22 protein-coding genes are annotated in these 23,755 nt (G+C 43.0%); 20 read left to right on the top strand and 2 right to left on the bottom strand.

Features of this window, described 5'->3' with window-relative positions:
• Positions 1-8 precede the first annotated feature (8 nt).
• Positions 9-1,199, bottom strand: a complete 1,191-nt coding sequence (locus tag EAE89_RS07175) for a tetratricopeptide repeat protein (RefSeq protein WP_054478371.1) — start codon at positions 1,197-1,199, stop codon at positions 9-11.
• 145 nt (positions 1,200-1,344) lie between these two features.
• Between EAE89_RS07175 and EAE89_RS07170 the strand changes: the two genes are divergently transcribed.
• Positions 1,345-2,262: a LysR family transcriptional regulator gene (locus tag EAE89_RS07170; RefSeq protein WP_054478368.1), complete on the top strand. Its 918-nt coding sequence runs from the start codon at positions 1,345-1,347 to the stop codon at positions 2,260-2,262.
• 239 nt (positions 2,263-2,501) lie between these two features.
• A complete protein-coding gene (locus tag EAE89_RS07165; protein ID WP_214085602.1) occupies positions 2,502-2,957 on the top strand; it encodes a hypothetical protein in 456 nt (151 codons plus the stop codon).
• Between the two features lie 643 nt (positions 2,958-3,600).
• Here EAE89_RS07165 and queG read toward each other — a convergent pair.
• Positions 3,601-4,758: a tRNA epoxyqueuosine(34) reductase QueG gene (gene queG, locus EAE89_RS07160; protein ID WP_214085635.1), complete on the bottom strand. Its 1,158-nt coding sequence runs from the start codon at positions 4,756-4,758 to the stop codon at positions 3,601-3,603.
• A 171-nt stretch (positions 4,759-4,929) separates the two neighbouring features.
• Here queG and tsaE point away from each other — a divergent pair, with 171 nt between their 5' ends.
• The 18 genes from tsaE to EAE89_RS07070 all read left to right on the top strand — a co-directional run bounded on the left by tsaE (position 4,930) and on the right by EAE89_RS07070 (position 23,282).
• On the top strand, positions 4,930-5,394 hold the full coding sequence (tsaE, locus tag EAE89_RS07155; RefSeq protein ID WP_054478364.1) for a tRNA (adenosine(37)-N6)-threonylcarbamoyltransferase complex ATPase subunit type 1 TsaE: 465 nt from the start codon (positions 4,930-4,932) through the stop codon (positions 5,392-5,394).
• Positions 5,391-6,692 carry an N-acetylmuramoyl-L-alanine amidase AmiB gene (gene amiB, locus EAE89_RS07150; protein ID WP_244866256.1) on the top strand — a complete coding sequence of 434 codons (1,302 nt, stop codon included), beginning with the start codon at positions 5,391-5,393 and terminating at the stop codon, positions 6,690-6,692. The genes tsaE and amiB overlap by 4 nt, the downstream gene beginning before the upstream one ends.
• Before the next feature lie 11 nt (positions 6,693-6,703).
• Entirely contained in the window at positions 6,704-8,605 is a 1,902-nt protein-coding gene (gene mutL / locus EAE89_RS07145; RefSeq protein WP_214085601.1) for a DNA mismatch repair endonuclease MutL, read from the top strand.
• Positions 8,598-9,539 (top strand): tRNA (adenosine(37)-N6)-dimethylallyltransferase MiaA, encoded by a 942-nt coding sequence (gene miaA / locus EAE89_RS07140; RefSeq protein WP_054478360.1) that lies wholly within the window; start codon positions 8,598-8,600, stop codon positions 9,537-9,539. Before mutL ends, miaA begins: the two co-directional genes overlap by 8 nt.
• Positions 9,540-9,649: 110 nt before the next feature.
• Positions 9,650-9,958, top strand: a complete 309-nt coding sequence (gene hfq, locus EAE89_RS07135) for an RNA chaperone Hfq (RefSeq protein ID WP_054478358.1) — start codon at positions 9,650-9,652, stop codon at positions 9,956-9,958.
• A 97-nt stretch (positions 9,959-10,055) separates the two neighbouring features.
• Positions 10,056-11,336 (top strand): ribosome rescue GTPase HflX, encoded by a 1,281-nt coding sequence (gene hflX, locus EAE89_RS07130; protein ID WP_214085600.1) that lies wholly within the window; start codon positions 10,056-10,058, stop codon positions 11,334-11,336.
• Positions 11,337-11,441: 105 nt separating this feature from the next.
• On the top strand, positions 11,442-12,656 hold the full coding sequence (gene hflK / locus EAE89_RS07125) for an FtsH protease activity modulator HflK (protein ID WP_054478355.1): 1,215 nt from the start codon (positions 11,442-11,444) through the stop codon (positions 12,654-12,656).
• Between the two features lie 2 nt (positions 12,657-12,658).
• Complete coding sequence (gene hflC / locus EAE89_RS07120; protein WP_054478353.1) at positions 12,659-13,669, top strand: protease modulator HflC; 1,011 nt, start codon at positions 12,659-12,661, stop codon at positions 13,667-13,669.
• 148 nt (positions 13,670-13,817) lie between these two features.
• Positions 13,818-15,116, top strand: a complete 1,299-nt coding sequence (locus EAE89_RS07115) for an adenylosuccinate synthase (protein WP_054478407.1) — start codon at positions 13,818-13,820, stop codon at positions 15,114-15,116.
• 191 nt (positions 15,117-15,307) lie between these two features.
• Positions 15,308-15,733 (top strand): nitric oxide-sensing transcriptional repressor NsrR, encoded by a 426-nt coding sequence (nsrR, locus tag EAE89_RS07110; protein WP_054478350.1) that lies wholly within the window; start codon positions 15,308-15,310, stop codon positions 15,731-15,733.
• Positions 15,734-15,780: 47 nt separating this feature from the next.
• Complete coding sequence (rnr, locus tag EAE89_RS07105; protein WP_054478405.1) at positions 15,781-18,222, top strand: ribonuclease R; 2,442 nt, start codon at positions 15,781-15,783, stop codon at positions 18,220-18,222.
• Positions 18,223-18,338: 116 nt separating this feature from the next.
• A complete protein-coding gene (gene rlmB / locus EAE89_RS07100) occupies positions 18,339-19,076 on the top strand; it encodes a 23S rRNA (guanosine(2251)-2'-O)-methyltransferase RlmB (protein WP_054478347.1) in 738 nt (245 codons plus the stop codon).
• 156 nt (positions 19,077-19,232) lie between these two features.
• Positions 19,233-19,628 carry a 30S ribosomal protein S6 gene (rpsF, locus tag EAE89_RS07095; RefSeq protein WP_015836147.1) on the top strand — a complete coding sequence of 132 codons (396 nt, stop codon included), beginning with the start codon at positions 19,233-19,235 and terminating at the stop codon, positions 19,626-19,628.
• Between the two features lie 5 nt (positions 19,629-19,633).
• Complete coding sequence (priB, locus tag EAE89_RS07090; RefSeq protein ID WP_214085599.1) at positions 19,634-19,951, top strand: primosomal replication protein N; 318 nt, start codon at positions 19,634-19,636, stop codon at positions 19,949-19,951.
• Positions 19,952-19,955: 4 nt separating this feature from the next.
• Positions 19,956-20,183, top strand: a complete 228-nt coding sequence (gene rpsR / locus EAE89_RS07085) for a 30S ribosomal protein S18 (protein WP_000135199.1) — start codon at positions 19,956-19,958, stop codon at positions 20,181-20,183.
• Between the two features lie 38 nt (positions 20,184-20,221).
• Positions 20,222-20,674, top strand: coding sequence for a 50S ribosomal protein L9 (gene rplI / locus EAE89_RS07080; protein WP_054478344.1), 453 nt, complete (start codon positions 20,222-20,224; stop codon positions 20,672-20,674).
• Between the two features lie 756 nt (positions 20,675-21,430).
• A complete protein-coding gene (locus tag EAE89_RS07075) occupies positions 21,431-22,102 on the top strand; it encodes a pyridoxal-phosphate dependent enzyme (RefSeq protein WP_235525438.1) in 672 nt (223 codons plus the stop codon).
• Positions 22,092-23,282 (top strand): argininosuccinate synthase, encoded by a 1,191-nt coding sequence (locus EAE89_RS07070; RefSeq protein ID WP_054478342.1) that lies wholly within the window; start codon positions 22,092-22,094, stop codon positions 23,280-23,282. Before EAE89_RS07075 ends, EAE89_RS07070 begins: the two co-directional genes overlap by 11 nt.
• Positions 23,283-23,755: the final 473 nt, after the last annotated feature.

The following is a 23,755-nucleotide window of genomic DNA, read 5'->3' as shown; positions in this document are numbered from 1 at the left end:
GTCGAAATTTATATGATGGGAGATGCTTTTAAGGCAGCGTATTCCATGGTCTGGTCCAATATTTCACGTTGAGCACGGCTACCTCCTAATAATGGCCACTTCTCATGGCTGAGGTAGAGTTTGTTTAGACACTCCTCGTAGTGTTTAGCTGTGAATAGTAAGATCGCTTTAAGGACGTCTATACCTGTGGAATGTGTGTCTGGTTCGATGCCAAATCCATCACTTTCTGCGATTAGCTTCTCGATAAGAAAAGACTGGTTTGTTGCAGAAAAAGCTAATGCTGCATGGATCTTGTGGAAGTAAGATGTGGATGCGCTGATGCTTCCTGTCCAAAGGATGGCAAGGTGCTCCCATATTGGTTGGAACTTGGTGTCAGCAGATTTGAGTCTGAGCCGCCATAAGAATCCTACGGCGTCCAGGTCTTGTTTGGCGAATGGATTGTCTTTTAGCGCATATAATTCATCAAAAGCTTGCAGCGCCAGTGTGATTTCATTGGATCGTTCGTAAGCAATAGCCAGATGCCAGTACACATGCATTCGCATCCCTGCGTTGGTTATCCAATTCTCTTTGCAGTCAGTCAGGAAGTGGCAAAGGTCTTTCCAGCGACCTAGCTCATGCAAGGCATGTGCGACAGCATGAATGCCATATATGTTGTTTGGCATTAATTTAACAGATTCAATACCAATCTTTAAGGCATCATTAAGACATTGATCTTCACAAAGGACGAAGGATTTTATGGAAAGATAGTATGGATAGAGGTAATAAGTTTTAGGAATGTATTCGTCACAATAAAGCAGAAGAGGTTTCAGTTTGGCTGTTTTTCCTGTACAAAAATCAAGCATATGAATAAAGAAGATCGCAACAATATCCGATGGGTATGCTCGAATATGCTGTGTCAGAAGCGATCTCGCGTTCTCGTAATCAAATTTCACCCAGGCAGTGAATGCTTTATGGATAAGGCAAAGCTCAGGGCGAGAGATTTCTTGCTCGTCCATTTGAGCTAATATGATTTTGAATCTATAAAGTTCTTTCATTTCGCAAGTGGTGATTGCATCAAGTCCCATCAGGAGTTTTTTGTAGGTTCTCTGAGTCTCATTCATTGGAATGAGTTCGTCTGAAAATCCACGGAGAGATAAGAATGTTCTGTTGATCTCCGGCCATATGGAAGATATTCCGTCTGGAGGCCATTGGTAACTCATAAAATCCCCTTTTTAATTAATTATGGTTTGGAAACTCTGTTGAGTGCTGGCGAGCATGCCTTGCCTATTGCTTTATACCCGCATTGCATATACTTATTCAGATGTATGATCATGAGGAAATGAGTGATTACTCAAGGGGGAGATAATGACTTTAACTCAGCTCGAAATTTTTGCTGTTGTTGCCGAACGGAAGGGCTTTACCTTAGCAGCAGCTCAGCTCAAGATCTCTCAGTCTGGGGTTTCCCATGCCATCAGAGTCCTTGAACAGGAGCTTGGCGTAGAGCTGTTTCATCGATATCAAGGAATTATTGAACTGACAGATATAGGGGAAAGTTTGCTTCGGAAAGCCCAGGCAATTCTTGGTCTGGCGGAGACTATGCAGCAAGAAGCATCTGATGTAAGAGGAATGAAGTGGGGGACGTTGCGGATCGGATCGTTTGGTCCAACCTCATCTCTACGACTGTTGCCAGAGGTACTAGCTGACTATCGCAGGCTTTATCCCGGTATTGAGATTCATGTTGATGAGGGACCTGACAGGCAAGTTGTGCAATGGCTTATGGATAGGCGAGTAGATGTGGGATTCGTGACGCTACCGGAAGATCAATTCGATACCTATCCGATTCTTGAAGATCAGATGGTGGCGTTGCTGCCGACAGATCATCCTTTGGCATTGGAAGATGCCGTGACGTTGAAGGATCTGTGTATCGGTCCATTCGTGTTGACAGAAGCGGGATCGGCTGAACTGGTTTCCAGACTTTTTTTATCAGCAAAGTTGCAACCCAATATTCGTTATCGAACGTCTCAATTGTTAAGCACCTTGGCCACGGTTGCACGTGGGGATGCGGTGACGATTGTTGCTGAGTCATCTCTGCCGCTGACTATCGAAGCTCGCTATGTCAAGAAAGCTCTGAATCCAAAAGTGAAACGACGCGTTGGATTAGCTGTGTTTGATGAACGTCAATCGTCACCAGCTACTAAAGCATTTATCACATTGATGACTAAAAAATTTCGTGTAGCGAGTCCGACTTCCTCTTTAATTTCTAGGGTGCTCGTCAACGAATGAGCGCGGGTGGTGTCATTTTGTTGCTAATGGCTCAGGTTTTGCCGGAATCGATCGTTTCGTTGATAATTAGTTGAAGGCGCACGTATAAGCTAAGAAGCGGGAAGTTGTGTATGGAGTATTCTCGGTGGAAATTAGGTGCGCCGAAGTTTTGTGTTTTTTCAGGTAGATGTTGTTCGGTTGAAGGTTGTTTGTTCGAAAGTAACTAACTTAATTTCAATAAAGAGCAATAGGGGTAAGAAATGAAAAAACTATTTTTCCTAGTATTATTGGGGGCAGTATCTCCTGTATTAGCTGTGTCACACACTATTGTTAAGACTGTGAATCCACCTATTCTAATGGTGTTCTCAACGGGTACCGGTTCTTCTCTTAGTCAGTTTTCATTGTTATCGACAGATTTCCCTTCTGGGACATTGAACGCAACCAAAAAGTTATCATCAGTTAACTGGAGGACTTCGTCCTATCCCACTACAACTGGAGAACGAGCGGAACTCTGTTATTCTCAACCTTACTCTTCGACAGAGATTCTTTGCATTCCCGTTGCGCTTAATTCGGCGGGAAGTACGGATGTATTCAACAACTATCGGTTTGACAATGGCGTTAGAGTCATCATCCGGCATGTGGTGACAAACGGCACACCTTCATATTATCACAGCCCAGCTGGGCAGGAGCAGGTATCGTTCACTTACAGTTACTAATTGTGTATCTGAGATAGTTTGAACAACAAATGTCAGCCCTTTTACTATGGGGCTGATATCAAGAGGTTGTCAATGGAGGGAATTAACTTTGGTTTATTGTTGTTTGGTGTAGAGAGTATAGGGAAGGGTATTATGCTTAATTCCAAAAGATTTTTTCAACTTCTGCTTGCCAAATTTTCCAAGGTAGTACATAATGCACTCCTTTCGTTGCTTGTTAGTAATAAAAATATCTTTTTAATCAATGAGTTATATGGGATTTGATAGGTTTGCCTCTCGTCCTAAGTTTCTTCCTCAATGACAATACTCGCTTATTTTGATTCGATTTTGGGGCTATCCCGTTCGGTGCAGGTTCCTGTTTTTTATCCACAGAGTGGAAAGTCATTGCCCGATAACTAAGTACGACACCTTAAAATTATCACACAGACTTATCCACAGGCTGTTTCCTTTAGATTTTTCTTATTCTAAATTTTATAAAACAGATGTTTCTTCTGTAACCTATTGATAATTTTTCGGAATGCTCCTTTGTTAAGAAATGACATATTGATCACTTGCGCTTTTTTTGCACATTGATCAGCAAGGGGTTTTTATTTTATTCACAGGAGAATTATCTGACTCTTTTGTATATTAGATAAATGGCTAATAATTAAGCGTCTCTGGGCAGGCCCTTGATTATCGCTTTAATAAGCCGTTTTTGTTGTGAAGTCTGTACATTGATAATGTTAGCTTTGCGGCGAGTCATTTGTTGTTCAATAGCCCAATGAATGTGTTCATCAAGCATGGTGTTTAATCCTAATTTCTGTTGTAGAGATAGAACGATATCGTCTTGATATGGCGCGTTTCCTAAAGCAACAATAATGTTACGTAACCAGCGTAAATGACCAATACGGCGGATTGCGGAACCTTCCGTTATCCGAAGGAATTTTTCTTCACTCCAATTAAATAAATCCAATAACTTCGGTGCATGTAGTGCTGCTCGTGGACTGAAATCATCTTCATCTGTCAACTGAGAAAAGCGGTTCCATGGGCAGATAATCTGACAGTCATCACAACCATAAATGCGGTTTCCCATTAGTGGGCGTAATTCTTCAGGAATAACACCTTCCAGTTCAATCGAGAGATAGGAAATACAACGGCGGGCATCAATGATATAAGGGGCGGTAATCGCACCTGTTGGGCAGGTTGTCATACAGGCCACACAGCGGCCACAATGTTCTTCTTGTGGAGCGTCTACAGGCAGGGGAAGATTAATCAGCAGCTCACCAAGAAAAAACCATGAGCCAGCTTCTTTATTAAGGATAAGTGAGTGTTTGCCAACCCAGCCTAATCCGGCTTTAGCGGCTAGTGGACGCTCCATTATCGGCGCTGAATCAACAAAAGGCCGGAAATTAAGGATTCCCTGATATTCAAAATTATGGCAATAATCTTGAATTTGTTCACCCAATTTCTTCAGGCGTTGGCGTAGTAGTTTGTGATAATCTCTTCCCAAGGCATAGCGGCTTACATAGCCGAGTTCGGGATCATTTAACGTGCTAGCAAAAGAGGCTCTGGCAGGAAGATAATTCATTCTTACACTGATAACTCTCAATGTCCCTGGTAGTAGTTCATGAGGACGTGTACGCATCATACCGTGGCGCTCCATCCATGCCATCTCGCCGTGATACTGCTTATCCAGCCATTCCTGAAATTTTGGCTCTTCCACTGATAAATTAGTATCGCAAATGCCAACTTGCTGGAAACCAAGAGAGAGGCCCCATTGTTTGATATTTGTGGTCAGGAGATTGAGGTCGAGAGGAGTTGCCATGGTGGAAATTAGTTTATGCTGCAAGGAGCCACAGTGTAGCATGATCTGTTGCAGGCTAAAAATAATGAGTTTGGTAATGAAACTGAGTAGAAGACGTTAGATGTTGATAATAGGGCTGTGTTAGGGTTATCGTTTTAACTGATGAGTTAATAAAACAGCAGATATTATTCGATGAAAGAACTTGTTTTGTCACTTCAAAATGAAGATGCGACTGTTTCTCTTGGGCGTGCGGTTGCGGTTGTCTGTAATCGTGGCAGTGTAATTTATTTGTATGGTGATTTAGGTGCCGGTAAGACCACATTTAGTCGTGGTTTTTTACAATCTTTGGGTCATAAAGGACATGTAAAAAGCCCAACTTATACTTTGGTTGAACCTTATGCTTTAACGCCTAGGCCGGTTTACCATTTCGATCTTTACCGATTAGCTGATCCAGAAGAATTAGAATTTATGGGAATACGTGATTATTTTCATCAGGATGCTATTTGTCTGGTTGAATGGCCTCAGCAAGGAGAAGGCGTGTTACCGGATGCAGATATTAAATTATATTTGAGTTACCAGTCTGAGGGGCGGCAGGCGCATTTTATTGCTTTGTCTGAATATGGTGAGAGCCTGTTAGATAATTTGAAATATTTATGAGAGATCACCCGAGTATGATGCGTGCTTTAGTCGCAAAAATGATAAAGAGATGGCAAATTCGTTTTATGATGATTTGCTGGTTATTTGTCATGATGAGCAGTTTAGTGGTGACAACAGCAACAGCGGCAACGTTATCCAATATTCACGTCAGTAATAGTAGAAGTGAATCTAAAGTGACCATGGTTTTTTCAGGTGGTCGCCCTGATTATAGTTTTTTCCCACTACATTCACCGGAACGTTTAGTCGTAGATATCCACCAGTCTGGAAATATTATTGGCTTGCCAATGAGCTTGCCGGGACAGGATTTAGTGAGGAAAATCCGATCCAGTCAATCACCAGTGCCACAAAAAAAACGTATCGTGCTTGAACTAAATCATAAAGTTAAAGTCAACTCTATAGTGCAGAAATCGGGGAGTGAACATCGAGTTATCTTTACCTTACGGGCTTCCGGCATGTCTGTTAGCAATCCTGTTTTCAGAGAAAGTTCACAGGTGGCAGCAAGTAAGCCGTTACTTACTAACAATAAATTGCCTGCGACAAAAAAGGCAGCTCCACAAATAATACCTAAAGGCCGTCAGCAGGTCGTTGTTGCTATTGATGCAGGCCATGGCGGGCAAGATCCTGGAGCAATTGGACAGCGTGGACTGAAAGAGAAGAACGTTACTATCAGTGTAGCGCGTAAACTTGAAATGTTGTTACGCAATGATCCTATGTTCAAACCTGTTCTGACCCGTAACGGAGACTATTTTATTTCTGTCGTTGGTCGTTCCGAGGTTGCGCGTAAGCATAGTGCAAATATGCTGGTTTCTATTCATGCGGATGCTGCACCTAATCACAGTGCGCGTGGTGCCTCGGTGTGGGTATTGTCAAACAAACGTGCAAACAGTGAATTGGGTAATTGGCTTGAACAGCATGAGAAACAGTCTGAGTTATTGGGAGGGGCAGGTGATGCATTGGCAAATGGGGCTGATCCTTATCTGAGCCAAGCTGTGTTGGATTTGCAATTCGGTCACTCTCAACGGGTGGGTTATAATGTTGCTGTACAGGTTTTGAGCGAATTGCGTAAAATTGGTTCATTACATAAACGTTTGCCAGAACATGCTAGTCTGGGTGTATTACGTTCACCGGATATACCTTCAATTTTGGTAGAAACAGGATTTATCAGTAACTCAGCTGAAGAAACATTACTTGGTTCTAGTGATTTTCAGGATAAGCTGGCAAGTGCTATCCACAGAGGATTGCGTAACTATTTTCTGGAAAATCCATTACAGGCTGCACCTAAAACAGCTGGGAAGTAAAGGTTAAAAATATGGCGATCAAGATCTTACCTCCTCAATTAGCAAACCAAATTGCTGCAGGAGAAGTAGTAGAACGTCCTGCATCAGTAGTAAAAGAGTTGGTGGAGAATAGCCTTGATGCTGGAGCTAGCCGCATTGATATTGAAATTGAGCGCGGTGGAGTAAAGCTTATTCGTGTCCGTGATAATGGCTGTGGAATTAATCACCAGGATCTTGCTCTGGCTCTGGCTCGTCATGCCACCAGTAAGATTGCAACACTGGATGATCTGGAAGCTATTATTAGTATGGGATTTCGTGGAGAGGCGCTGGCCAGTATCAGCTCAGTATCGCGTTTGACATTAACTTCTCGTACAGAAGAACAGAATGAAGCCTGGCAAGCATACGCTGAAGGGCGGGATATGGAAGTGGCTGTGAAGCCGGCTGCGCATCCGGTGGGCAGTACTGTCGAAGTGTTGGATTTGTTTTATAACACACCGGCACGACGCAAATTCCTTCGAACAGAGAAAACGGAATTTGGTCATATTGACGAAGTTATCAGACGTATTGCGTTGGCACGTCTGGATGTATCAGTCAATCTGCATCATAACGGCAAACTGGTTCGCCAGTACCGGCCAGCAAAAGATGAATCCCAGCATGAACGGCGGTTGGCTTCTATTTGTGGTACCGCTTTTATGCAGCAGGCGCTTTCTCTTTCGTGGCAACACGGAGATTTATCTATCAAAGGGTGGGTTGCTGACCCAATGAATGCTACTGCGAGTGGAGATATTCAGTACTGTTATGTGAATGGACGCATGATGCGTGATCGCTTGATCAATCATGCTATTCGCCAAGCTTATCAAGATTTGATACGGGGAGAACAACAGCCGGCTTATGTTTTGTATCTGGAAGTTGATCCGCATCAGGTGGATGTTAATGTGCATCCGGCAAAGCATGAAGTTCGTTTCCATCAAGCCCGTTTGGTACATGATTTTATTTATCAGGGTGTGACAGCCGTATTAAAACAACGCAGCGGCAGTGCTGAACTGGATATGGCATGCTGTGAGCCTGCACCGGTTTGGGAGCCGGAAAACCGCCCATCAGCGGGAGAAAATCATTTTTCCCGGCAGAATAACGCTGCATCTGTGGCAACTTCATTACCAAAAGAAGCTCCGTCAGGTAAGGGGAGCTCGGGTTTTTCTCGTAGTGGTGAAAACTACCAGTATCATGGGAACGTTTATCAGAAACGTCAGGGTGAGTTGTATCAAAAGATGATGCAATCTGCACCGGAGACTGAAGAGAAAAGAGAGTTGTTTCCGGCAAGAACCGTTCCTGTTATGGCGGAAAAGGTGACTTCTGCTCCTGTTTCGGTTAGAAATAACAGCCATAGTTTTGGTAAAGTGTTAAGCATATATCCGCCATGTTATGCTCTGATTGAATCTCCATTAGGCATTGGCTTGTTATCCTTACCAGTTGCTGAACGTTGGTTAAAACAAGTACAGTTAACACCAACGGAGCAAGGACTGAAATCACAGCCACTTTTGATACCGCTAAAACTTTCTCTCAGTAAAGAAGAAGCTGGTGCTTTAAATCGTTATAGTGACTTATTAGGCTCTTTTGGTGTTGAAGCATCTGTATCTCATGGAAAAGCAACACTACGTGCGGTATCGTTACCATTGCGTCAGCAAAATTTGCCTAAATTAATTCCTCAGTTGCTGGGTTACTTGGCACAGCAGCCATCAGTATCGGCAGAACAGGTTGTAACTTGGCTTGCTTGCCATATTGGTAGTGAGCATGAAACGTGGAATGTTGCTCAGGCAGTACAGTTGTTGGCTGATGTTGAGCGGCTTTGCCCACAACTGGTGAAATCTCCGCCAGGTGGGTTATTACAATTAATTGATTTACAAGCAGTGGTGGCATCCCTTACTCATGAGTGATCAGAAAACTCAACATTTGCCGACGGCAATCTTTGTTATGGGCCCGACGGCTTCTGGCAAAACAGCCTTATCTATTGCTTTACGCCAGCATCTTCCTGTGGAACTTATCAGTGTTGATTCTGCGCTGATTTATCATGGAATGAATATCGGCACGGCTAAACCGACAGCGGAAGAGCAAACATTGGCACCTCATCGTTTGATCGATATTTTGGACCCTTCTCAACCCTATTCTGCGGCTGATTTCCGTCGTGACGCGTTGAGAGAAATGGCAGAAATTACAGCTTCCGGCCGTATTCCTCTATTGGTTGGTGGAACTATGCTCTATTTCAAAGCATTACTTGAAGGTTTATCACCGTTGCCTTCTGCTGATCCGGTTATTCGGGCGCAGATAGAACAACAGGCGGTAGAACAAGGATGGGATATATTACATCAACAATTACAGAAGATTGATCCTGTGGCTGCATTAAGAATTCATCCGAATGATCCGCAAAGACTTTCCCGGGCGTTGGAAGTTTTTCTTATTTCAGGTAAAACGCTTACTGAACTGACTAAATTGTCAGGTGAAGAGCTTCCTTATCGTGTCCATCAATTTGCTATTGCTCCCGCAAAGCGTGAGATCCTTCATCAACGTATTGAAGCGCGTTTTCATCAAATGCTTGAATCAGGGTTTGAAGAAGAAGCTAAAGCACTTTATGCTCGTAATGATCTGCATGTGGACTTACCTTCTATTCGTTGTGTTGGTTATCGCCAGATGTGGTCCTACCTTTCCGGCGAGATTGACTATGATGAAATGGTTTATCGCGGTATTTGTGCGACGCGCCAGTTGGCAAAGCGTCAAATAACTTGGCTCAGAGGTTGGAAGTCGGTTCATTGGTTGGATAGTTCCCAACCTGAACAGGCTTTAAGCACAGTAATGCAGGTTGTTAGTGCATAGGTTTATTGATTGTGTACAATTGATGAGTACCAAAGCGCAATTTTTGAGTAGTTCATTTTTTCGAACCTCCAGGTTCTTAGTTAAAAACAACAAAATAAGGAAAATATAGAATGGCTAAGGGGCAATCTTTGCAAGATCCGTTCCTGAACGCATTACGGCGTGAAAGGGTCCCGGTTTCTATTTATTTGGTCAACGGCATCAAATTGCAGGGTCAGATTGAATCTTTTGACCAGTTTGTCATTTTACTGAAAAATACGGTTAGCCAGATGGTTTATAAACATGCCATCTCTACTGTTGTACCTTCTCGTCCGGTTTCTCATCACAGTAGCAATACAGGTGTAGGGGCCAGTGTAGGTAATTATCACTCCGGGGGAGCCTCAGCTCCAGCCGCACAACAGGACAGTGATGGCGCTGAATAAGCTTGAGAATAGTGACTGAATGAAGAAAAACATAGGTAGGGAGGTTTTACCTATGTTTTTTCCTGTAATTTTTGACTCAGCCTGAGAGGTCGCACCTTTGTTTGAGCGTTATGAAGGCGGTGAACAAGCCGTTGTGGTGCATGTGTTCTTCTCGCAGGATAAAGACACCGATAATCTCAGTGAGTTTGAATCACTGGTAACTTCTGCTGGTGTAGTTCCTGTACAGATTGTCACGGGGAGTAGAAAAGCCCCTCATCCGAAATATTTTGTCGGAGAAGGTAAGGCTGAGGAGATTGCTGAGGCTGTACAGGCCAGTGGTGCTGATGTTGTGTTGTTTAATCATGCACTCAGTCCTGCACAGGAGCGCAATCTTGAACGGCTCTGTCAATGTCGGGTGATCGACCGTACCGGCGTGATTCTAGATATTTTTGCCCAGCGGGCACGGACTCACGAAGGGAAGTTACAGGTAGAATTGGCGCAGTTACGCCATCTTTCTACCCGTCTTATTCGGGGATGGACTCACCTTGAACGCCAGAAAGGTGGGATTGGCCTAAGAGGGCCTGGGGAAACTCAGCTTGAGACGGATAGGCGTTTATTGCGGGATAAAATTCGCCAGATTTTGAGCCGTCTCAACCGGGTTGAGAAACAGCGAGAGCAGGGGCGTCAGGCGCGGAATAAAGCGGATATACCGACGATTTCACTGGTGGGATATACCAATGCCGGTAAATCGAGCTTGTTTAACCGTATGACTTCCGCTGAAGTTTATGCGGCTGATCAATTATTTGCTACTCTGGACCCAACGCTGCGGCGGATTGAAGTTGATGATGTTGGCACTGCTGTGTTGGCTGATACTGTTGGTTTTATCCGTCATTTGCCTCATGATCTGGTTGCGGCATTTAAAGCCACATTGCAGGAAACCCGGCAGGCAACATTATTGCTGCATGTCGTTGATGCTGCGGATAGTCGTATAGACGAAAATATTGCCGCAGTTGACAGCGTACTGGAAGAGATAGACGCTCATGAAATTCCGGTACTGCTGGTGATGAATAAGATTGATATGTTGGGAGATTTTACACCGCGTATTGATCGCAACGAAGATAACTTACCGGTCAGAGTTTGGTTGTCTGCGCAAACCGGTGAAGGTATCCCGTTGTTGTTACAAGCGTTGACGGAGCGCCTTTCGGGTGAAATCGCACACTACGAATTGCGCTTGCCGCCAGAGGCGGGCCGTTTACGCAGCCGCTTCTATCAACTTCAGGCAATAGAGAAAGAGTGGATAGAAGAGGGCGGCAAAGTTGGTATCGAAGTGAGAATGCCGATTGTTGACTGGCGCCGTCTGTGCAAACAAGAACAGGATTTGCTTGATTACATCGTCTGATTTGTCTGGCAGATGAATATCAGAAAACTTGTGTGATTGAGAGTTAGCTTGTTTACAAGCAGCTCTTAGCCTGAAAAACCAATCATAAAAGAATGGAGCTAAAACATGGCGTGGAATCAGCCCGGGAACAACGGACAGGACCGCGACCCGTGGGGGAGCAGCAATAATAATAGCGGCAACTCTGGCGGGAACAAAGGTGGTCGAAACCGTGGGGCATCTGATCTCGACGATCTGTTCCGTAAGCTGAGTAGTAAACTTGGTGGTTTCGGTGGGAATAAGGGCGGTAATGGTTCTGACCAAGGAACAAAATTTGGCGGGCGTATTATGAGCCTTGCTGCTGTTGCTATAGTCGTTATTTGGGCCGCTAGTGGTTTCTATACGATTAAAGAAACAGAACGTGGCGTTGTTACCCGTTTGGGCAAATTGAGCCATATTGTGCAGCCAGGTCTGAACTGGAAACCAACGTTCATTGATGAAGTTGTTCCAGTTAACGTAGAGTCTGTTCGTGAGCTGGCGGCATCTGGTGTGATGCTGACTTCTGATGAGAACGTTGTTCGTGTAGAAATGAACGTTCAATACCGTGTGACTAATCCAGCTGCTTATCTCTATAGCGTAACAAGCCCTGATAACAGCTTGCGTCAGGCAACAGACAGCGCAGTGCGTGGTGTGATAGGTAAATACACCATGGATAAAATTCTGACTGAAGGTCGTACTATTGTACGTAGCGATACCCAACGGGTACTGGAAGAAACTATTCGTCCATACAACATGGGTATTACTCTGTTGGATGTTAACTTCCAGACTGCCCGTCCACCAGAGGAAGTAAAAGCTTCATTTGACGATGCGATTGCCGCCCGTGAAAACGAACAGCAATACATTCGTGAAGCGGAAGCTTACGCTAATGAAGTTCAGCCACGTGCAAATGGTCAGGCTCAGCGGCTAATTGAAGATGCTAAAGCTTATAAAGCTCGAGTGGTATTGGAGGCACAGGGTGAGGTAGCAAGTTTTGCCAAAATGTTGCCTGAATATAAAGCAGCCCCAGAAATTACTCGTGAGCGTCTGTACATTGAGACTATGGAAAAGGTGCTGAGTCATACTCGTAAGGTTATTGCTAGTGAGAATAATAATAATCTGATGGTCCTGCCATTGGATCAAATGTTCCGCAGCGATACAGCCAGCGGTAAAGGTAAAACGGGCGTGGAAAGCCAGCCAGGTAATTCAGCAGGTCTCAGCCCACGAGTTACTCGTCCGACAATACCGTTAAGTTCGAACCGGACAGATAATCTGCGTAATGACACTGTTAGAGTAGGGAGACAATAATCATGCGTAAGCCATTCATTGTTATTATTGTCGCTGTACTGGTAGTTTTATATACCTCAGTGTTTGTCGTGCATGAAGGACAGCGCGGTATTGTTCTACGTTTTAGTAAGGTTGTCCGTGATGCGGAAAATAAACCGATTGTGTATGAACCTGGTTTTCATTTTAAAGTGCCATTCATTGAAACAGTGAAAACCCTTGATGCCCGTATTCAAACTATGGATATTCAGGCGGATCGGTTCCTGACCAGTGAAAACAAAGACTTGATTGTCGATTCTTACCTGAAATGGCGCATTATCGATTTTAGCCGTTATTATCTGGCTACTGGTAATGGTGATATTTCTCAGGCTGAAGTTTTGCTGAAACGTAAGTTCAGTGACCGTTTACGTTCTGAAATTGGTCGTTTGGATGTTCGCGGTATTGTTACTGATTCACGTGGCAAATTGACTACCGATGTTCGTGATGCGTTGAATAAAGGTACCACTGACAGTGAAGTAGCAACGACCAGTGAAGCGGATGATGCTATCGCATCTGCTGTAGCTCGAGTAGAGAAAGAAACGGCGGGTAAACAATCGGCTATTAATCCGAACAGTATGGCAGCTCTGGGTATTGAGGTTGTTGATGTGCGAATCAAGCAGATCAACCTGCCGTTAGAAGTTTCAGAAGCTATTTTCCAGCGTATGCGTGCGGAACGTGAAGCGGTAGCTCGTCGTCATCGCTCTCAGGGCCTGGAAGAAGCAGAGAAATTGCGCGCAGCAGCGGATAAGCAGGTCACCGAAACGTTGGCAAAAGCGGAGCGTGAAGCCCGTACTTTGCGTGGTTCCGGTGATGCAGAGGCGGCTAAACTGTTTGCTGATGCATTCAGTCAGGACCCGGATTTCTATGCTTTTATCCGTAGTTTACGTGCTTACGAGAAAAGCTTCAGTGAAGATGGAAAAGATGTTCTGGTGTTAAGTCCAGATACTGATTTCTTCCGTTATATGAAGGCACCTGAAAAACGTGCAGTTCAGCGCTGATAGATTTTTGAATCTATAAGTAAGGCCCGCATTAGGCGGGCCTTGTCATGTCAGGTGGTTAACAAAGATAACCGATGTGATAAAAATTACTGAAAGGTGTGGAATGAGATGTTAGAATCCATTTTTAAGCAACCGAGTGAATTTTGAAATGGGTAAGAACGTTGTCGTATTGGGCACCCAATGGGGTGACGAGGGCAAGGGCAAGATCGTCGACTTGCTGACTGAACGAGCTAAGTATGTTGTTCGTTATCAAGGTGGCCATAATGCTGGTCATACACTGGTTATTAACGGTGAAAAAACCGTTCTCCACTTAATCCCATCCGGGATCTTGCGTGAAAATGTTATTAGCATCATTGCAAACGGGGTCGTGTTAGCGCCTGATGCACTGATGAAAGAGATGAACGCATTAGAGTCCCGTGGTGTTCCTGTTCGCGAACGTCTGCTTATTTCAGAAGCTTGTCCGCTTATTCTTCCATACCATGTTGCATTAGATAATGCCCGCGAGAAAGCCCGTGGTGCGAAAGCTATTGGTACGACTGGTCGTGGTATCGGTCCTGCGTATGAAGACAAAGTTGCACGTCGCGGCTTACGTGTTGGTGACTTGTTTGATAAAGAAGCATTCGCAGCTAAACTAAAAGAAATTATCGAATATCACAACTTTCAACTGGTTCATTATTACAAAGAACCTGCGGTTGATTACCAAAAAACTCTTGACGAAATCATGGCTGTTGCCGATATCCTGACGAGTATGGTCGTTGACGTTTCTGACCTGCTGTACAAAGCAACTCAGAAAGGTGAATTGATTATGTTCGAAGGAGCACAAGGCACTTTGTTGGATATCGACCACGGTACCTATCCATACGTGACCTCTTCCAACACTACGGCTGGTGGCGTTGCAACAGGTTCCGGTTTAGGTCCATGCTATGTTGATTATGTTCTGGGGATCATTAAGGCTTATTCTACCCGTGTAGGTGCTGGCCCATTCCCAACGGAGTTGTTTGATGAAACTGGCAACTACCTGCGTGAAAAGGGTCAAGAGTTTGGTGCGACTACTGGCCGTAGCCGTCGTACCGGTTGGCTGGACATCATTGCTATCCGCCGTGCGGTACAGATCAACTCGCTGTCAGGTTTCTGTATGACCAAGTTAGACGTGCTGGATGGCTTAAAAGAAGTAAAAATTTGTGTTGGCTACCGTATGCCTGATGGCCGAGTGGTTGAAACGACCCCTTTGGCAGCAGATGATTGGGAAGGTATTGAACCCGTTTATGAGACAATGCCTGGCTGGGACGAAAGTACTTTCGGTGTGAAAGAGCATAGCAAATTGCCTCTGGCAGCGTTGGACTATATCAAACGTGTAGAAGAGCTTACTGGTGTTCCTGTTGATATTATTTCTACAGGTCCAGATCGTTCAGAGACAATGATTCTGCGTGATCCGTTTGATGCCTGATTATGTGAGATAATTAGGTAAAGCCGGGCTTTTCAGCCCGGTTTTTTGCTATTTATTATGGCCTTTTTTGCTTAACTACCAGAAGATCAACAGAATTTTGGCCAATTCATGGTATATAATTTGAACAAATACTTATTTTTTCAGTTTGTTCTCGGATATATTAACTTATATCTCATTATCCAGAGGTTGATGTGCAGTTAACGAGTTTTACAGATTATGGCTTGCGCGCGCTAATTTATATGGCTGCTTTACCGCAAAGCCAGATGACCAGTATTTCTGAAGTTACTGATGTTTATGGTGTTTCTCGTAACCACATGGTAAAGATCATTAACCAATTGAGCCATTTAGGATTAGTGGACGCTGTCCGTGGTAAAAACGGCGGCATTCGTCTGGGTAAACCGGCAAAAGATATCAGAATTGGTGATGTAGTTCGTGCGCTAGAACCATTGTCATTGGTTAACTGTAGCCAGGAATCTTGCCATATTACGTCTGCATGTCGTCTGAAGATGGTATTAAATCAGGCAATAGAGAAGTTTTTAGAAGAACTGGATAAGCATACTTTAGCTGATATGGTTGAAGGCAATATCCCCCTTTATAAGCTGCTTCTGACCGAATGAAGAAATGGCGTAAGCAGCTTGCTGATGACAACGGAGGAACAACTACCATGTCACAAGATCCTTTTCAGAAACGAGAAGCGGAAAAATATGAATCGCCTATTCCAAGCCGTGAGTACATCTTAGACATTATCTCTAAATGTGCTGTACCTGTAAGTCGCCAGGAACTGGCACAAGAGCTGAATCTGACCAATGATGAGGATCTTGAAGCATTACGTCGCCGTTTGCGGGCAATGGAACGTGATGGTCAACTGGTTTTCACCCGCCGTCAATGTTACGCCTTGCCAGAAAGACTGGATTTATTAAAAGGTAGCGTTATTGGTCACAGGGATGGTTATGGTTTCCTAAGGGTGGAAGGATACAAAGACGATTTTTATCTTTCTGCTGAGCAGTTGAAAATGGCTATTCATGGTGATGTCGTATTGGCGCAGCCATTGCCTTCAGATCGTAAAGGGCGCAGTGAAGCGCGTATTGTTCGTGTATTGGTACCTAAGACCAGTCAGATTGTTGGCCGTTATTTTCTTGACTCTGACATGGGGTTTGTCGTACCGGATGACAGTCGCTTGAGCTTCGATATCTTGATCCCGAGAGATGAGAGTTGTGGTGCTCGTATGGGGAACGTGGTCGTGGTGGAATTAACTGCACGCCCAACGCGCCGCACAAAAGCGGTTGGTAAAATTGTTGAAGTGTTGGGTGAAACCATGGGAACGAATATGGCAGTGGAAATTGCCTTGCGTACTCATGAAATTCCACACAATTGGCCACCACAAGTGGAAAATCAGGTGGCATCTCTGGATGAACAGGTGCCTGAATCTGCGAAAGAAGACCGTGTTGATCTGCGTGCTCTACCATTGGTGACTATTGATGGTGAAGATGCTCGTGATTTTGATGACGCCGTTTATTGCGAGAGGAAGCGAAGCGGTGGTTGGCGTTTATGGGTTGCTATTGCTGATGTCAGTTACTATGTTCGCCCACAAACGGCATTGGATACAGAAGCCTGTAACCGGAGTAACTCGGTTTACTTCCCGTCTCAGGTTGTTCCTATGTTGCCAGAGGTGCTTTCCAATGGCCTTTGTTCGTTGAACCCACAGGTTGATCGTCTTTGTATGGTGTGTGAGATGACAGTTTCAGCTCAAGGAAAATTGTCATCTTATAAATTTTATGAAGCAGTCATGAATTCTCATGCCCGCCTGACATATACCAAAGTATGGCGTATGTTGCAGGGAGATGAAGAGTTGCGTGAGCAATATAAGCCTTTGGTTCAGCATATTGAGCACTTACATGAACTTTATCAGGCATTGGAAAGTGCCCGGGAGCAGCGTGGTGCGATCTCTTTTGAATCGGAAGAGGCGAAGTTTATCTTTAATGCTGAACGCCGAATTGAGCGGATTGAACCAGTTGTTCGCAATGACGCGCATAAACTGATTGAAGAGTGCATGATTCTGGCGAATATTGCTGCTGCGCGTTTCGTAGAGAAAAACAGAGAACCGGTGCTTTACCGTATTCATGATCGACCAAGAGAAGAAAGCATTCTTAACCTGCGTTCTGTTTTTAGCGAATTGGGATTGACTTTGCCGGGTGGCATGACGCCAACGCCGAAGGATTATGCACAACTGATGCATCAAGTGGCGGAACGTCCCGATCGTGAATTACTGCAAACCATGTTGCTGCGTTCAATGAAACAGGCAATTTATGACCCGGAAAATCGAGGTCACTTTGGCCTGTCATTAAACTCTTATGCGCACTTTACTTCACCTATCCGACGCTATCCTGATTTGGTACTGCATCGGGCGATAAAATATCTGTTGGCAAAACAGGAAGGTATTGTTGAGCAGTGCGGAACAGCAACCGGTGGATGGCATAGCGATGTGGAGCATATGCTGCAACTGGGCGAACACTGTTCTATGACTGAGCGCCGTGCAGATGAAGCGACGAGAGATGTTGCTGATTGGCTTAAGTGTGATTTCATGCAGGATCAGGTGGGCAATATTTTTACCGGAATTATCACCAGTGTGACAGGCTTCGGCTTCTTTGTTCGCTTGAATGATCTGTTTATCGACGGCTTAGTACATGTTTCCACACTGCATAATGATTATTATCGCTTTGATAATGTGGGGCAGCGTTTAATTGGTGAATCTTCTGGTCAAACTTACCGGTTGGGGGATGAAGTTGAAATCCGAGTGGAAGCTGTCCATATGGATGAGCGTAATATTGATTTTAAATTGCTTTCCACTACCCGCAAAGCCCGGAATGCAGGTAAAACAACGCGTGACAAGCTGAAAAAAGCAGAGCCTGGCCGTAGGGACGGTAAGAAAGGGCGTGGTTATAGCAAAGAGACTCGCTTTGAACCTGATGGTGCTTTCCGTAAAAAGAAACCTGCGGATAAGCCGAAAGGGAATAAGAAAAAAGATAAGAAAAAACCTTCAGCCGAAACACAAAAAATTGCCTCTAAATTCAAAGCGAAACGGGCTAAGAAAAGTGCAGAGAAGTAATCAAAGGGCTATTCCTTCCGAGGTAGCCTGAATATTTTAGTGTCTTGAATACAGAGAGCCTGATGGATAGGCTCAAAGTATCAGTCAGTACTGTATAACAGTGAAATAAGAAGATTATGAGTGAAATTATCTACGGTATTCATGCCGTTAAAGCTTTACTGGAGCGCGATCCTCAGCGTTTTATAGAAGTTTATGTACTGAAAGGGCGCGAAGATCGTCGTTTGATGCCTCTGATTAATGAACTGGAAAACATTGGGATAGTTGTCCAATTGGCAAATCGTCAGTGGCTGGATAATCAAACGGAAGGTGCTGTGCATCAGGGGATTATCGCCAAAGTGAAGTCGGGGTGTCAATATCAGGAAAATGACTTACCAGATTTACTGGCACAGGTGGAAACGCCTTTTTTGCTGGTGCTTGATGGTGTGACAGATCCACATAATCTGGGCGCTTGTTTGCGTAGTGCTGATGCGGCAGGTGTGCATGCGGTTATTGTTCCCCGAGACCGTTCCGCTCAGCTTAATGCTACGGCGAAAAAGGTGGCATGTGGCGCTGCGGAGAGCGTACCACTTGTTCGTGTAACTAATCTTGCCCGAACTCTGCGTTTGTTGCAGGAACATAATATTTGGGTGGTTGGTACAGCTGGGGAAGCTGACCATACGCTATATCAGAGCAAACTAACAGGCCCCATTGCTTTGGTGATGGGGGCGGAAGGGGAAGGTATGCGCCGTTTGACCCGTGAACACTGTGATGAATTGATTAGTATTCCTATGGCGGGTTCTGTCTCATCCCTTAATGTGTCTGTTGCAACGGGTGTTTGCCTGTTTGAAGCGATGCGTCAGCGTAGTTCGCAGTAACGAAAAATATAAAGCGTTGTTCGCTCCTTGAGTTTTTTATGCGAGGCGGGTATAGTTACGCGTCAATTTTTCAGCCGCACTTAAACAAGTTCCTTGCCTCCACGGGCCGCGGTTGACCCTGACAGGAGGCTGAATAATCCGTAAGGAGCAATACTAATGCGTCATTACGAAATCGTTTTTATGGTCCATCCTGACCAAAGCGAACAGGTTCCGGGCATGATCGAGCGTTACAGTGCGACTATCACTAACGCGCAAGGTCAGATTCACCGTCTGGAAGACTGGGGTCGCCGTCAACTGGCTTATCCAATCAACAAACTGCACAAAGCCCACTACGTTCTGATGAACGTTGAAGCTCCGCAGGAAGCGGTTGATGAGCTGGAAACTAACTTCCGCTTCAACGATGCCGTTATCCGCAGCATGATTATGCGCGTTAAGCACGCGGTAACTGAAGCATCTCCAATGGTTAAAGCCAAAGATGAACGTCGCAGCCGCGATTACTCTCTGGAAGACGCCGGCGTTGATGCTGAAGAAGCTGGGGATTCTGAAGAGTAATAACTGTGACAACTAATCGTTTGGTGCTTTCTGGCATAGTGTGCAAAGCCCCTATTCGAAAAGTCAGTCCAGCCGGCATCCCTCATTGCCAGTTTGTACTTGAGCATCGTTCACAGCAACAGGAAGCCGGTCTAAGCAGGCAAGCATGGTGCAGAATGCCAGTCATTGCCAGCGGACAAGCGTTACAAGTTTTAATTCACAGTATAACGGTCGGCAGTCGATTAACCGTTTCAGGATTCATTAGTTGCCATCAAGGTCGCAATGGTCTTAACAAACTGGTTCTTCATGCCGAGCAGATTGAATTGATAGATTCTGGAGACTAGCCAAATGGCACGTTATTTCCGTCGTCGCAAGTTCTGCCGTTTCACCGCGGAAGGCGTTCAAGAGATTGATTATAAAGACATCGCTACGCTGAAAAATTACATCACCGAGAGTGGTAAAATTGTACCAAGCCGTATCACTGGCACCCGTGCAAAATATCAGCGTCAGCTCGCTCGTGCTATCAAGCGCGCACGCTACCTGTCTTTGTTGCCTTACACTGATCGTCATCAGTAATCGGCACAGTCCATTAACGACTCTGAGAGGATAAGGTAATGCAAATTATTCTGCTTGATAAAGTAGCTAACCTGGGTAGCCTGGGTGATCAAGTTAACGTTAAACCGGGCTATGCCCGTAACTACTTAGTACCACAGGGAAAAGCTGTTCCTGCGACTAAGAAAAACATCGAATTCTTCGAAGCTCGCCGCGCTGAACTAGAAGCTAAACTGGCTGATGTTCTGGCAGCAGCAGAAGCTCGCGCTGAGAAAATCAGTGAGCTGGGTTCTGTTACTATTGCTTCTAAAGCAGGTGACGAAGGTAAACTGTTTGGTTCTGTTGGTACTCGTGATATCGCTGATGCAGTTACTGCGGCAGGTATTGAAGTATCTAAAAGCGAAGTTCGCTTGCCTAATGGTGTTCTGCGTACCACTGGTGAACATGAAGTTCACTTCCAGGTACACAGCGATGTATTCGCGAAACTGAACGTTAACATTGTTGCTGAAGCTTAATATCTAATTAACGGATGCAAACAAGTAAAAAACGCTGGCAATGCTGGCGTTTTTTGTTTTGCCAATTCAATATTACCTTATTCGGCTATAAGATTTTCTCTGATAGTTTCCGTTAAATCTGATTGCTATTCTGCCTATGCTTTTTCCAGAGTATTCTACTATTGTTTTACCTTTTAGTTCGTTTTATTTCTTGGTATTAGTAAAAAAACCGTTGATTAGTGGGTAATAATTGAATTGATTTTTCCCTTCTCTAATAATATGGTATTACCAATCCAATTGTAATATGGGGATTTATTGCTGGATATTTTCTAATTTACCTGCTTGAAAATATAATTTATATTCTTATTATATAAGATTAATTAGTAATATTTTTTTATATGATTATTACTATTATCTTTATAATAATCGATTTTTATATAATTATATAGAAATAAGAAAATTAATAATCTTTATATTCCAATAATAATTTTAAAGACTTATATGGTTTTTTAGACTAAACTGTCAATATTGACAGTAGACTTCTGGGCGGGAATTTATAATCATTATCTATGTTAATTAATTATTTTATAAGAGCGTAGATAAATGAAATTACTTATAATAGGAATGATATTATTTTATGGGATTATTTCTAAAGTAGGTAATTTCATTGATGAATTAATCTATTAATGAAACATAAAAGTACTTTGCTTATTTTAGAATAAAAATACCTTGTCATCGTTGTATATTTTTCACATTAGTCAGAAAATGAGAGACAAAATGGGTATGAAGACAGGTAGAAATATTATAGATTTAGCCAAAAATATTGTAAAAACATATCCAAATGCGTTCAGTCCCATGCAATTTGAGAATCCGGTTAATCCCGATGAACATTATCACTCTACAGGACGTGAGTTGTGTGAAACCTTTGGTGATAATTTGGCAGCTTGTTTTACGACGGCAGGAGGTTGTGGAACGCTTACTGGGGTCTCCCGTTATTCGAAAGAGAAAAACCCACAAGTGCGAATTTATGGTGTTGAACCTGTTGGATCTATTATTTTCGGTGGTGAACAAGGAAAATTTTTGGTACAGGAAGCGGGGCTGCCATTTACACCTTCTATTCTCGATATCAATCACATCGATTTTACTTTAAAGGTTGCAGATATTGATGTATTCGGGAAGGCAAAAAAATTAGCTAGAAGTGAAGGCATTTTGATTGGAGAAACGGGAGCGTGTTCGGTTTATGCTGCATTAGATCCTTTAGATGATTTTAATCCTGGAGATAATATTGTTGTCATTATTCCTGATGGTGGGGAACGTTACATAGACACCATTTATAACAACGCCTGGTTATCTGAAAGTAATTTCTCAGAATTAATTCAGCAAAGCACAATGGAGCCTGGCTTAGAAGAAATTATTATAAGAGAGGGGGACTCGCTAAATGAATTCTAATAGTGTTTTGGTGATTTATTATAATCGCCGCTACAATCCTCTTATCATCAGAAGTCTTAAGTATGAATTTAAAGAGGTGATTTCTCTTTATATTGATGAGGGTAAAGTAAGAGATATTGAGGATATTGAAGACATTGAATTGGAGTGCATGGTTGCGGGTGCTGATAAATTTATTTATAAAGATTATAGAATACAATATGTTGAAAATTTTATTTCAAAAGCGATAAAAGCGAATGCTACTTATCAAAATGGTTGTTTTCTTAGTACTGAACTTTCCCGATCAGCAATTGCTGAAGCGGCAGTTGAAGTGGCAAATGATCTTAATATTGATTATATTGCACATCAATTCAGTGGTAATGATCAAGTCAGAATAGATATGAATATAGAAATTCTGAATAAAATACCTATTGCTGCATTGAGAGAGTTTAAATACGATGAAAATATCGTATATAATTATGCTATGCGGTATGGTATTCCTCAAGAATCTGATTGTAATAACCCTTATTCTATCCATGAAAATATAGGCGGATTCAGTATCGAGTGTAGTCCGTTGGAAAATTCAGAAATGTTACTTCCTGAAGATATCAAAGAGAAATTATTTGAGCGTGCACTATCAGCTACTGAACCAATATTTTTGTCATTAGATTTTGAGAATGGTATACCTATATCACTTGATGGTGAAAAAAAATCATTATATGAAATTATTGAAATATTAAATGAAATTGGTAAAAGACTATCAATTGGTATTTTTGAAATTGTTGAAGATGGTGTTGTTGGCTTGGAAACACGTGCAATTTATCAATCACCTGCTGCACATATCTTAATTACCGCTCACCGTGATTTGGAATGCTATTGTAGTAATTGTAACGAAAATTGGTTTAAAGAGATAATCGATAAAAAATGGGGTGAACTAGTTTATTCTGGCCTTTGGTATAATCCTTTATTAACTCATTTAAACCATTTTATTGATAGCATGAACCAAAATGTCAATGGTGAGGTTACGCTTGAGTTAGGTTATAAGTATGTCAATGTTTGCTTTCGTACTTCAAAGACCCGTATTTATGGTCATAATCTAGCAATATATAACCGGGGAGGGTTATATAGTCAAAATCATACCGAGGTATTTGAAAAGAAATTTAATATCTATAATAAACAAAGCGCTAAACCTAAAATGAGATGAATTTTTTGATGAATCTTAATAACAAATTTTTTGCCAGTAGTTTCCGGTATGCTGATCGTTAGGGTGAAAGTCAGTACTATAGATTATTTGGAAAAATTGGGTTATAGTCTTGGATCATATAAAGAAGTAATAAATAAAAAAGGGTATCCAGAGCTGAGGGATAAATCTTAGTTGCATATTCAGGATAATGTTTTTTTATATGGTCATAGAATTTCAATTTATTGATGAGTGCACTGTCATTTATTACCCAGAAATACTTACTAAAGAAAACTAATATTATATTGCTGAAACATTTGAACGAAGAATATCAATGTCATAATATGATGCCAAATAATTATTTTCATGTAATAACATTTCAATAGGTAAACATACTCTAATGCATGATTGTTCTGTAAATGTTGAACGTTATGGTTACAATTTCGTCAAATGCAATATGATTAAATTCTTAGCGATTGGTGGTAGCTTGTGCTGCT

It is taken from the genome of Photorhabdus heterorhabditis (assembly GCF_018448905.1).
GTDB classification, from domain to species: Bacteria; Pseudomonadota; Gammaproteobacteria; order Enterobacterales; family Enterobacteriaceae; genus Photorhabdus; species Photorhabdus heterorhabditis.
This window is presented reverse-complemented; position numbering and strand designations above follow the sequence as displayed.